Origin of the sequence: Sphingopyxis sp. (assembly GCF_040216815.1) — a bacterium.
GTDB lineage: Bacteria > Pseudomonadota > Alphaproteobacteria > Sphingomonadales > Sphingomonadaceae > Sphingopyxis.
The window spans coordinates 855,575-867,322 of record NZ_JAVJOJ010000009.1 but is presented as its reverse complement, the minus strand read 5'-3'; the positions used below and the strand labels follow the sequence as shown (position 1 = coordinate 867,322).

The window sequence follows — 11,748 nt, the reverse complement described above, 5'->3', positions numbered from 1 at the left end:
ACTGCAACGAAGGGGAATATAGGATATGATCGGAAAAGCTCTCGTATCGGTCGCCGCAGCAATATCTCTGGCCGCGTCTGCCGCCGCCGAAACCACGCCGGCCGACGCGAAGCTGAGCCTGACCCGGCTCGATTGCGGGACCGTCCGCGTCAACCGGTTGAACGCCTTTTCGGATACCGAGGCCTATCCGGGACAAAGCCGCGACCTGACCGTCGGCTGCTATTTGATCCGCCACGGCGACCAGCTGATGCTGTGGGATCTTGGCCTGCCGACGGCGCTGAAGGGTGCGGCGTTCGAGACAAAGGGCGACATGTCGGCCACCGTGCACAAAACCCTGATCGAACAGCTTGCCGAACTGGGGATCAAGCCCGACGACATCGATGTCGTGGCCATCAGCCATTTCCACTTTGACCATATCGGGCAGCTCCCCGACTTTCCCGGCGCCAAGCTCTATATCGGCAAGGGGGATTGGGATTGGTTGACGGCGACCGAACGCGCGGGTTCGGACAATTCCAAACCCTTTGCGCGCTGGATCGACGGCGGCGGGGCGGTCGAACCCGTGGCGCACGACAAGGATATTTTCGGCGACGGCCGCGTTGTGATGCTGGCCATGCCGGGGCATACGCCGGGGCACCATACGCTGCTCGTGCGGCTTGCCGGCATGGGGCCGGTGCTGCTGAGCGGCGATCAGGCGCATTTCCAGGAAAATTACGACAGCGAGGGCGTGCCGACCTTCAACACCGACCGCGCCGATACGCTGGCATCGTTCGACCGCTTCAAGCGATTGGCGAAAAATCTGGGGGCGAGGGTCATTATCCAGCACGAACCGCGCGACGTGGGCAAACTGCCCGCTTTCCCCAAGGCGGCCGAATGACATGACGCCGCTCCACCAGGTCGAAGGCCGCGCGATTCCGCTAGGGCTGAAAAATGTCGACACCGACGTCATCATTCCAGCGCATTGGCTGAAGACGGTGAGCCGCGAGGGCATGGGACGCGGCGCGTTCGAAAGCCTGCGTGCCGACCCCGAAAACCTGTTCGACCGCCCCGAATATAAGGGCGCGCCGATCCTGATCGCGGGCGACAATTTCGGCTGCGGGTCGAGCCGCGAACATGCCGCCTGGGCGCTTGGCGACCTTGGCATCCGCGTCGTCATCGCTCCCAGCTATTCGGACATTTTTTCGGGCAATGCGGTCAAAAACGGCATCCTGCCCGTCGTCTTGCCACAGGCTGCGATCGACCGGTTGCTGGAAGTCGCGGCAACCGATCCGATCCACGTCGACCTTGAACATCAGTCGGTCACGACGCAATTTCAGGACCGATTCACATTCGAAATCGATCCCTTTCGCAAGATGTGCCTGCTTGAAGGGCTCGACGAAATTTCGCTGACCGAAAAGAGCGCCGCAGCCATTGCAGCCTATGAGCAGAAGCTGGACGCAGAGCGGCCATGGATGCGGCCGGCGGCGGCATAACGAACAGAGGAGAAGATGATGAAGGCTCTCTTGTCGACCGCAACCGGCGGTCCCGAAACGCTGACCCTTGGCGAGATCGAGCGCCCGAGCGCGGGCAAGGGGCAGATCGTGATCGACGTGAAGGCCTGTGCGGTCAATTTTCCCGACACGCTGATCATCGAGGATAAATATCAGTTCAAGCCCGAACGCCCCTTCGCTCCCGGTGGCGAGGTGGCGGGGCTGGTCGCCGAAGTCGGCGAAGGCGTGACCGAGTTCAAGCCCGGCGACCGGGTCATCGCGGGATGCGGCAACGGCGGCATGGCCGAAGCGGTCGCGGTCGGCGTCCACAATGTCTATCACCTGCCCGACGGATATGATTTTGCCGAAGGGGCATCATTGCTGATGACCTATGGCACCAGCATCCACGCGCTCGTCGATCGCGGGCATATCGAGGAAGGCGACACCCTGCTCGTGCTCGGCGCATCGGGCGGCGTCGGCATCGCCGCCGTCGAACTGGGCAAGGCGCTGGGGGCGCGCGTCGTTGCCGGCGTGTCGAGCGAGGAGAAGGCCGCAATCGCACGCGATGCGGGCGCCGACGAAATCGTGATCTATGGCCGCCAGCCGTTCGACAAGGACCAGTCGAAAGCGCTCGCGAACAGGTTCAAGGACGCCGTGGGCCCGAACGGGGCCAATGTCATCTATGACGCGGTCGGAGGCGATTATGCCGAGCCCGCGCTGCGCTCGATCGCTTGGGAAGGTCGCTATCTGGTCGTCGGCTTTCCCGCGGGCATTCCGCGGCTGCCGCTGAACCTGACGCTGCTAAAGAGCTGCGACGTCGCGGGCGTTTTCTGGGGCGCCTTCGTGATGCGCGAGCCTGCGCGCAATCGCGCCAATATCGCGCGGCTGTTCCAGCTGTGGGAGCAAGGCAAGATCAAGCCCCGCGTTACCGGCACCTACAGCCTTGCCGACGGGGGCAAGGCGATCGCCAAGCTTGGTGATCGCAGCGCGGTCGGCAAGCTGGTGATCACTATCTGAAATACCGCCCCGACCCTGCATTGACCGCGGCTCTTCGCGCACTTGCAGCGGGCGGGCGGATCGCCGTGCAAGTAACCCCCGGTGCGCGCAACGAAACGGTGCGGATCGAGGGGGGCACGGTGCGCCTGCGCGTCACCGCCCCGCCCGCCGATGGCGCCGCGAACGCGGCCGTGCTGCGCCTGCTTGCCAGTGCGCTGGCGATTCCGCCGAGCAAGCTGACGCTGATCCGCGGCGCGACCGCCCGCGTCAAGCTGTTCGCCGTCACGTTCGACTGAACTATCACGATCCGCCGGTTAACTCTTTGGCAGGGCCCGCGCCCTATAGTCGGCAGCAGGACTGGCTGGACCAAGGTGGAGCATGGCGAAAGGCCGCCCCAAAAGTGCGCAGGGAGACGCAGGCATCGCGAACATATCGCGCACCCGCCGCGCGCGCCTGGTCGCCGAGTTTGAAGGCGAGCTTGGTATCGATTACAAGGCGCGCGCCGAAGCTGAGGAAGCCGAGCGCCGCTGGGTTGCGCGCAAGACATTCATCGTCTGGACGATCGCGCTGATGTTCTTTGCCATCGCGTGCCAGAAATTGTGGGTCATGGGCAAGGACGTCGACGTGCCCTTTTCTGACATCAACCCTGTGCGCAGCCTGATCGGGGATTAAAGCCTGCTCGCCGGTGGGCGCGGATCAATAGACCCGCGCCTTTGGCTTGATATATTCGGCGTCGTCCGACAGCGTATATTCGTGGACCGGGCGGTAATCGAGGCGCACGCCGCCGCCCTTGCCGCCCCAGCCGTCGAACCAGGCTACGCTGTGCTTCATCCAGTTCGCATCGTCGCGATCGGGGAAGTCCTCGTGCGCGTGGGCCCCGCGGCTTTCCTTGCGATTATGCGCCGAATGCATCGTCACCGTCGCCTGCGCGATGAGATTGTCGAGCTCGAGCGTTTCGACGAGGTCGGTGTTCCAGATCAGGCTGCGATCGCTGACCTGAACGTCCTGCATCCGCGCATAAGTCTTCGCGAGCTTTTCCTTGCCCTCTGCCATCAGTTCGTCGGTGCGGAACACCGCGGCGTGCGCCGACATGGCGCGCTGCATCTCGGTGCGCACCTCGGCGGTCGGCGAACCCCCGCTGGCATTGCGGAAATGGTCGAGCCGGGCGAGCGCCAGATCGGCGCTGTCCTTGGGCAGCGCGGGCTGGGCGGCGCCGGGCTGGAGCAGTTCCTTCAGCCGGTGGCCGGTCGCGCGGCCGAACACCACGAGGTCGATGAGGCTGTTCGAGCCGAGGCGGTTCGCGCCGTGGACCGACACGCACGCCGCTTCGCCAACCGCGAACAGGCCGGGGACGACGGTGTCGGGGCCGTCCTTGCCCAAGGTCACGACTTCGCCATGATAGTTACACGGGATGCCGCCCATATTGTAATGCACCGTCGGCACGACGGGGAGCGGCTGGCGCGTGAGATCGACGCCCGCAAAAATCTTGCCGCTCTCGGTAATCCCCGGCAGGCGCTCGGCGAGTACCGCGGGGTCGATATGGTCGAGGTGCAGATAGATATGATCGGCGTGCGGGCCGACGCCGCGACCTTCGCGAATTTCAAGCGCCATCGAGCGCGAGACGACATCGCGCGACGCCAAATCCTTGGCCGACGGAGCATAGCGTTCCATGAAACGCTCGCCTTCGCTGTTGGTGAGATAGCCGCCCTCGCCGCGCGCGCCCTCGGTGATGAGCACGCCGGCACCATAGATGCCGGTCGGGTGGAACTGGACGAATTCCATATCCTGTAGCGGCAGCCCGGCGCGCAGCACCATGCCGCCGCCGTCGCCGGTGCAGGTATGCGCCGAGGTCGCGGTGAAATAGCAGCGGCCATAGCCACCCGTCGCGAGCACGACCGCCTGGCTGCGGAAACGGTGGATGCTGCCATCCTCCATGCACAGCGCGATGACGCCGCGGCACACCTTGCCGTCGGGGCCATCCTCCATGATCAGGTCGAGCGCGAAATATTCGATGAAGAAGTCCGCGTCATATTTCAGCGACTGCTGATACAGCGCGTGCAGCATCGCGTGGCCGGTGCGGTCGGCCGCAGCGCAGGTACGCTGAACCGGCGGGCCTTCGCCCATATTCTGCATATGGCCGCCGAACGGGCGCTGGTAGATGGTGCCGTCGGCGTTGCGGCTGAACGGCACGCCCGCATGTTCGAGTTCGTAGACCGCGTTCGGCGCCTCGCGCACCATATATTCGATCGCGTCCTGGTCGCCGAGCCAGTCGGAGCCCTTGACGGTGTCGTACATATGCCACTGCCAATGGTCGGGCGAATTGTTGCCGAGCGAGGCGGCGATGCCGCCCTGCGCTGCGACGGTGTGGCTGCGCGTCGGGAACACCTTGGTGATGCACGCGGTCTTGAGCCCCGCTTCGGCGCTGCCCATCGTGGCGCGCAGGCCCGATCCGCCGGCGCCGACGACGACGGTGTCATAGATATGGTCGATGATCTTGTAGGCGTCGGTCATCTTACATGCCCCCCGGTGCGAGCCCGGCGGCGGGCGCAAGCGCGATGCGGACGATGGTGAAGATGCCATAGGCAGCGCCGCCGATCGCGTAGAAGTTCAAAAGGACGAGCGCGAACAGGCGCGTCGCTTCGCCATGGACATAATCCTCGATCAGCACGGTGAGACCGAGCCGCAGGTGCCAGAAGACGCTGACCACCATCAGGATGAGCGCGAGCGCGACCATCGGGTTCGACGCCCAGCGCAGCACCGCGCCATGGTCGGTCATCGGCAGGCGCAGGAACGAGATGAAGAGGAAACCGATGAGCAGGATATTGCCGAGCGCGGTCAGTCGCTGTTGCAGCCAGTGGTGCGAGCCATGCCCCGAGGAGCCAAGCCCGCGAACCTTGCCAAGGTGCGTTCCGTTACCCATTGAGCGCCTCCGCAAAGATATAAAGCCAGGTCGCGGCGGTCGCGAGAAGCGCGCCGACGATCACGAGCGTCGACCAGAGCTTGTTGGTCCTGAGTTCATAGCCCGCGCCCGCGTCGAGCACGAAGTGGCGCAGCCCCGAAAACAGATGCTGGAAAAAAGCCCAGGTCAGCCCGATCAGCACGATCTTGCCGAGGATATTGGTGATCTGGTGGAAAGTCCCTGCATCGGGATCATGCCACACGCAGGCGATAAAGGCGGCATAAGCATCGGGACCCGCGGCAAGCGCGCCGAGCCACCAGAGGAACAGAAGCGCGCCGACAATCGCGAGCCCGTCGCCGCTCGCGCGGTGGAGGATCGAGACCGCCATGGCGGGCCCCCATTTATACACCTGTAGATGCGGAGAGCGCGGACGCGCGCCCGGTTGGTTTCCAGCCATATCAGCCCTGTCTTGACTCTGAACGGTCGATGCGGTGCCGGTTAAGCCTTCCCGCGGCGATATGCAATTGCTTAGGGGGCGACGGACCCAAGATTTTGCGTCGCTGCGCGCGGGACGGCACAAAAGGGAGCCTGCCGCGGCAGTGCCCGGCCGCGGCAGCCTCCCGGTCATCCCTCCCCGAAACCGGGGAGGGCGGGAGACTGGTCAGAACTGACCGCGCAGGGTCACGCCATAGGTGCGCGGTTCGCCGGGGAAACCGACGAAGAGCTGGTTTGCGGTTGCCGGAAAGCCCAGCGATGCGGGCGCGGCGACGGTGCGGAACGACCCCGATCCCTGAAGCGGCATGTCGGCGCCGATCTGGTAATATTTGCGGTTGAAAAGATTCTGGCCCCACAGCTCGATGCCCCAGCGGCGATCGCGGCCGTAGAGGCCGACCCGGCCGTTGAAGACCGCAAAGCCGTCCTGGATCTTTTCGACGTCGAGGTCGGATCCGGTGTTGGTGTCGCTTTGCAGGCGCGTGTCGAGATAGACGAGCGCGCTCATGCCCGACGATCCGATCGGCGGCGTCCAGCTGATCCCCGCGGTCGCGACATATTTGGCGGCGTTCGACACACCGCGCCCCGGCAGCTGGAACAGCACCGGCGACAGCGGCCGCCCGCCGGTCCCGACGAGGTTGCGGCGATAGAGGGTGTCGACATAGGTGAGGCCCATATTGACCGACAGATAGCGCGCGGGACGCAGAAACGCCTCGATCTCGAACCCCTTGGCGACGACGCCGGGCTTCAGCCGGTCGGACGCGCAGGCGCCGGTCGCGGCGCTGTTGTCGATGGGACCGGTGCCGAGGTCGTCCTTGCACGCCTGGATATTGGTGACCTCGAAATTGACGCCGTTGAAGGTGTTGAGCTGGTAATTGCTATATTCCTGGTAAAAGGCCGCCAGATTGACGTCGATGCCGGGCCCGTCCCATTTGACGCCCAGCTCGTAGGCATCGACCTTTTCGCTCGCGAATTGCAGGTCGCTTGCCTCGGGCCGCGCGTTGCCGGGCGTGTTCGCCGGCCGGGCGAGCAATGCGGTGCAGGCGGCATTTTGTGCCGGCGAGCCTGCGGTGGTGCTGCACGGTCGGTCGAGCGCCGAATAGTCGAGGTTGAAGCCGCCCGCCTTGTACCCCTTCGACGCCGAACCATAGATCAGCCATTCGGGCCCCGGTTTCCAGCTGAGCACCGCGGTGCCTGTCCATTGCCCTTCGCTGAACTTGGTTCCTTCCGCGCCGCGAACAATGTCGGGCGCGGTGCCGTTGATGACGCAGGCGAGGCTCGCCAGCGCCTGAAGCGGCGAGTTGACGATCGCGGGGCACAAATTGTTGGTGAAATTGGCGTCGCCCGCCAGCGTTTTTTTCTCATGCGTGTAGCGCGCGCCGATCGTGAGCGTCAGCGCATCCTCGACAATGTCGAAGCTGTTGTGCGTGAACAGCGCATAGTTGGTGCTGCGCTGGGCAAAGGTCGACCCATTGTTGCCCGTGCCATTCAGCGGCGTGGCGCCGAGCAGTGCGGCGATGCCCTGGAAGCCGGGGAAAGCGGCGGCCGGAAGGTTCGAACAGGTTGCCGACGCCGGATTGAGGTTCGCTGGCGACAGCGCCGCCGCGGCAAGACAATTGGCGTAACGCTGGTAATCGGCGCCATATTTGATGTCGTCGTCGACATCGAGTTTTTCATTGGCGTAATAGCCGCCGACGAGCCAGTCGAGCCGGCCGTCGAATGCCTCGCCCTGCAGCCTGAGCTCCTGCGTGAACAGGCGGAAGCGGCGGTCGAGGTCGGTGCGCCGCAATATGTCGAGCGCGCTGAAATCGGAGTCCTGCCCCTGCGCATTCTTGTAATCGCGATAGGCGGTAATCGAGGTGAGCGTCGCGCCGCCGAAGTCCCAGTTGAGCTCGCCCGACACGCCCCGATCCTTTGTGTCCGAGCGATAGGGAACGCCGGGGGTCGTGGCCTGCTGGCGGATGAAGCTCGTTCCGGCGGGTGGAACCTGATGATTGGCGCCGAGGAACTGGAGCAGCGGCAACAGCGTGTTGGGCGATGCGACCGGATGGCCGTCGGGCCCGCGCGTCAGACTGCGCACCGGGTTCAGCAGCACGCCGCCGCAGCAATTTTCGTTACGCTTCGAATAATCGGCGATCAGGCGCAGCGTTACATTTTCGGTTGGTTCGAGCAGCAATTGTCCCTTTACCAGCCAGCGGTCGCGGTCGTTGATGTCGGGCTCGCCCGGCGTCACATTTTTGATGAACCCGTCGCGCTGTTGCCAGACGCCGTCGACGCGCACCGCGGCCTTGTCGCCGAGCGGGGCGTTGATCATGCCGTCGACGCGCCAATAATCATAATTGCCGTAGGACACCGACCCCTTGGCGCCGAAGCCATTCAGATCGGGTCCCTTGGTGACGATATTGATCAGCCCCGCGGTCGAGTTGCGTCCGAACAGCGTGCCCTGCGGCCCGCGCAGCACCTCGACGCGCTCGACATCGCCGAGTTCCGACAGGCCGACCCCGGTGCGGCTGCGATACACGCCGTCGATGAACAGCCCGACCGAGGATTCAAGGCCGGGGTTTTCGCCGACGGTCCCGATGCCGCGGATGCGCGCGGTGAAATTGACCTCGCTCGTCGCGCCCGACACGAGCAGCGACGGCGCGACCTGCCCCAGCGCGCGCACGTCGGTCGCGCCCGATTTTTCCAGCGTGTCGCCAGTCACCGCCGATACGGCGATGGGCACGTCGGACAGTGCCTCGCTGCGCCGCGTTGCAGTGACGATGATCGTGCTGTCGTCGCTTTGGGCGCCCGCGGCGTCCTGTGCCATGGCGGGTGCGGCCACGAGGCCCAGTGATAGCGACAATCCGGCGGCGCTGGTTCGCAGCAGGCCGGCGGCGCGGCGACGATGGTTTTTCATAAATAGCCCTCCTCTCATGGTCGTTCATCAGGGCGGGGAGAGCCATATTTGTTATGGCGCAGGCGTATCACGACTTGCCGGTATCAGGCCAGCGCGGCGCGGCGGCCGTAACGTCATTCTTCACCACGCGCGGCTTTTGCGCCACAGCTGTCAGATGTGACGGGTTGACGGGCTCAGCCAAAGAAAAAGGGGCGGAACCACCGGCTCCGCCCCGAAAATCGCGACCTTGATGCGATCAGAATTTGCCGCGCAGCGTCACGCCATAGGTCCTGGGTTCGGCCAGGAACTGCGAGAAAATCTGACGCCCGCCCGGATATTGCGGGTCGGTGAAGGGCGCCGACGACGCACCCGCCTGGAAAGGCGAGTTGAACGCGACTTGGGCATATTGCTTGTTGAACAGATTCTGCGCCCAGAGTTCGATCGCCCATTTCTCGTCGGGGCCGCGCACGCCAAGGCGTGCGTTGAACAGCGCATAACCGTCCTGTTCCTTTTGCGGGAACAGATCGGACCCGGTGTTGTAGTCGCTGGTCATGCGGCCATCGATATAGACAAGGCCGGTGAGCCCGCTGCTGCCGATGTCGGGCGTCCAGGCGATGCTGCCGGTCGCGACCAGTTCGGGCGCGTTCGACAGATTGTCGCCCGGCAGCTTGCGCAGCGCCGCATCGAGCGGATCGCCATCCTTGTTGCCCACCAGATTGCCGCGGAACTTGGTCCGCGAATAGGTGAGGCCCGCGCTCATGCGAAAGTTGCGTGCGGGCACGAGCGAGGCTTCGAGCTCGACGCCCTGCGCACGCACGCCCCAGCTGATATCGTCGCTGGCGCAAGCCCCGGTCGCGTTGCTCGTGTCGCGGTCGGCACCGCCAAGGTCGGCCGAACACCCGTTGATCGTCTGCACGATGAAAACGCTGCCGTTGAAGGTGTTGAGCTGGAAGTTGCTGAAATCCGAACGGAACAGCGACAGGCCCAGGCTGAACGGCCCGGTCGAATATTTGGCGCCGATTTCATAAGCGTCGACCAGTTCGGGATCAAACTGGAGGTTGCCGACAAGCGACTGCGCCCCGGCCTGTCCGCCGAAGGGCACGATCGGCGATTTGAGCGCCGAACGGTCGAGGTTGAAGCCGCCCGCCTTGTAACCGCGCGAATAGCTCGCATAGACCAGCAGGTCGTCGACCGGCTTGTACGACAGGATACCGGTGCCGGTCCATTCGTCCTCGCTGCGGCTGTCGCGGATCGACACGCCGTTGAGTTCGGCAGTCGAATTGCCCTGGCAGCCAAGGCCGATCAACGCGCCCGCAAGCGCGCGAGCCGTAGCGTTGCCGGTTTGCAGATCATCGAGAACGAGGCCCTGGATCGTCGTGCAGGCGGTGTTGTCGTTGGTGAAGGCCGCCGAGAATTTCTTCTTGTCGTGGGTGTAGCGCACGCCGAAGGTGAAATCGAGCTGGTCGGTGATGTGGAAGATATTGTGCGTGAACAACGCCCAGTTGGTGCCGTTCTGACGATAGCGATCGTTGATCGTGCCGCGGTCGTTGAGGCCGTCGAGCGCGGTGAACGCCGCGACGATGTCGGGGCCCGACGCGCCGCTGGCGCCCGCGATGGTCGCCGGTCCGACGCCGGGGACGACGCAGAGCGGCGACGTCGGTGAATAGAGGCCGGCCAGCCCGCCGCCCGAGATGATGCGGCAGGTGGCGAAGCGGCCGTAATCTTCGCCGAAGCGCAGATTGTCGCGCACGGTCAGCTTCTCATTGGCGAAGAAGCCACCGACGAGCCAGTCGAGCTTGCCGTCGAACGCTTCGCCGTTGAGGCGCAGTTCCTGCGTGAAGGTGTGGAACTGGCGATAGGCGTCGTCGCTCGGCGCGCGATAGAGAATGTCGACCGTGCCATAGTCGGTATCCGACGCCTGGCTCGACCGATATTCGCGGTAGGCGGTGATCGAGGTCAGCGTTGCGCCGCCGAAATCATAGTCGATCTGGCCCGAAAATCCGTAGTCCTTGGTCTTGCCCGCGAAGCTGCGGCCGGGCGTTACCGAAATGTCGCGGCCATAGCCCTGGCGGAACGCATCGAGCGACTGGCCGAGGTCGGCAAGGACGCGCACGATATTGTTCGTCGTGCCGGTCGCCGGGACGCCCGGATTGTTGAGGTTGCCGATATACGGATTGACGCTGTTGTCGATATAGGTCGCGGCGCAGCATTCCTCGTCGCGATAGGTATAGTCGGCGATCAGGCGGACCGACAGCGCGTCGGTCGGTTCGAACAAGAGCTGACCGCGCAGGAAATAGCGGTCGCGGTTGTTGACGTCGCGGTCGTTCGCTGCGTCGTTGTAGAAGCCGTCGCGCTTGACCCAGATGCCATCGAGGCGCGCCGCGAGCGTGTCGGTGATCGGGCCGGTCACGCTGCCGCCAAGGCGCCAATAGTCGTAATTGCCGTAGGTGACTTCCCCCGTGGCGCCGAACTGGAAATCGGGCTTTTTCGAATAGATGCTGATGAGACCCGCCGACGAGTTACGGCCGCCGAGCGTGCCCTGCGGGCCGCGCTGGACCTCGATACGGTCGATCTCGCCGAGTTCGTTGAGGCCGATGCCCGAACGCGAGCGATAGACGCCGTCGATGAACACCGGGACCGAGCTTTCAAGACCGGGGTTGTCGCCGACGGTGCCGATCCCGCGGATACGAGCCGAACCATTGGCTTCCGAGCCGGTCGAGGAGACGAGCAGCGACGGCGCGACCTGATTGAGCTGGCGAATGTCGTTCGCGCCGCTGTTCTGCAGCGTTTCGGCGTTGACCGCCGAAATGGCGACGGGAACGTCGGACAGAAGCTGCGAACGCCCCTGCGCGGTGACGATGATCGGCGTGTCGTCGCTGTCGTCGGTTGCAGCTGCGCTGTCCTGTGCGACGGCCGGCGCCGCGATGCTCGCGACGGCGATCGATACGCCCATCGCGGTGGTACGCAGCAAGCGGGCAGCAAGAAGGGAAGATGATTTCATGGTGGGCACTCCTCTC

At 64.4% G+C, this 11,748-nt stretch carries 10 protein-coding genes; 5 read left to right on the top strand and 5 right to left on the bottom strand.

The window, feature by feature from the left end:
• The first annotated feature begins 25 nt into the window (after nucleotides 1-25).
• From RIA72_RS14645 to RIA72_RS14625, 5 genes are all read left to right on the top strand, one after another.
• A complete protein-coding gene (locus RIA72_RS14645) occupies nucleotides 26-874 on the top strand; it encodes an N-acyl homoserine lactonase family protein (RefSeq protein WP_350032792.1) in 849 nt (282 codons plus the stop codon).
• Nucleotide 875: 1 nt separating this feature from the next.
• The gene (gene leuD, locus RIA72_RS14640; RefSeq protein WP_350032791.1) at nucleotides 876-1,469 is read left to right on the top strand and encodes a 3-isopropylmalate dehydratase small subunit; all 594 of its coding nucleotides are present in this window, start codon (nucleotides 876-878) and stop codon (nucleotides 1,467-1,469) included.
• Between the two features lie 18 nt (nucleotides 1,470-1,487).
• Nucleotides 1,488-2,483 (top strand): NADPH:quinone oxidoreductase family protein, encoded by a 996-nt coding sequence (locus RIA72_RS14635; RefSeq protein WP_350032790.1) that lies wholly within the window; start codon nucleotides 1,488-1,490, stop codon nucleotides 2,481-2,483.
• Nucleotides 2,484-2,548: 65 nt separating this feature from the next.
• The gene (locus RIA72_RS14630) at nucleotides 2,549-2,758 is read left to right on the top strand and encodes a DUF167 domain-containing protein (RefSeq protein ID WP_350032789.1); all 210 of its coding nucleotides are present in this window, start codon (nucleotides 2,549-2,551) and stop codon (nucleotides 2,756-2,758) included.
• Between the two features lie 82 nt (nucleotides 2,759-2,840).
• On the top strand, nucleotides 2,841-3,134 hold the full coding sequence (locus tag RIA72_RS14625; protein ID WP_350032788.1) for a hypothetical protein: 294 nt from the start codon (nucleotides 2,841-2,843) through the stop codon (nucleotides 3,132-3,134).
• A 24-nt stretch (nucleotides 3,135-3,158) separates the two neighbouring features.
• Here the strand turns inward: RIA72_RS14625 and sdhA are convergent, their stop codons facing one another.
• The 5 genes from sdhA to RIA72_RS14600 form a co-directional block, all read right to left on the bottom strand.
• Entirely contained in the window at nucleotides 3,159-4,973 is a 1,815-nt protein-coding gene (sdhA, locus tag RIA72_RS14620) for a succinate dehydrogenase flavoprotein subunit (protein ID WP_350032787.1), read from the bottom strand.
• 1 nt (nucleotide 4,974) lies between these two features.
• Nucleotides 4,975-5,382, bottom strand: a complete 408-nt coding sequence (sdhD, locus tag RIA72_RS14615; protein ID WP_350032786.1) for a succinate dehydrogenase, hydrophobic membrane anchor protein — start codon at nucleotides 5,380-5,382, stop codon at nucleotides 4,975-4,977.
• Complete coding sequence (gene sdhC, locus RIA72_RS14610) at nucleotides 5,375-5,749, bottom strand: succinate dehydrogenase, cytochrome b556 subunit (RefSeq protein ID WP_502957962.1); 375 nt, start codon at nucleotides 5,747-5,749, stop codon at nucleotides 5,375-5,377. The genes sdhD and sdhC overlap by 8 nt, the downstream gene beginning before the upstream one ends.
• 273 nt (nucleotides 5,750-6,022) lie before the next feature.
• The gene (locus RIA72_RS14605; protein ID WP_350032784.1) at nucleotides 6,023-8,752 is read right to left on the bottom strand and encodes a TonB-dependent receptor; all 2,730 of its coding nucleotides are present in this window, start codon (nucleotides 8,750-8,752) and stop codon (nucleotides 6,023-6,025) included.
• A 235-nt stretch (nucleotides 8,753-8,987) separates the two neighbouring features.
• The gene (locus RIA72_RS14600; RefSeq protein ID WP_350032783.1) at nucleotides 8,988-11,732 is read right to left on the bottom strand and encodes a TonB-dependent receptor; all 2,745 of its coding nucleotides are present in this window, start codon (nucleotides 11,730-11,732) and stop codon (nucleotides 8,988-8,990) included.
• Nucleotides 11,733-11,748: the final 16 nt, after the last annotated feature.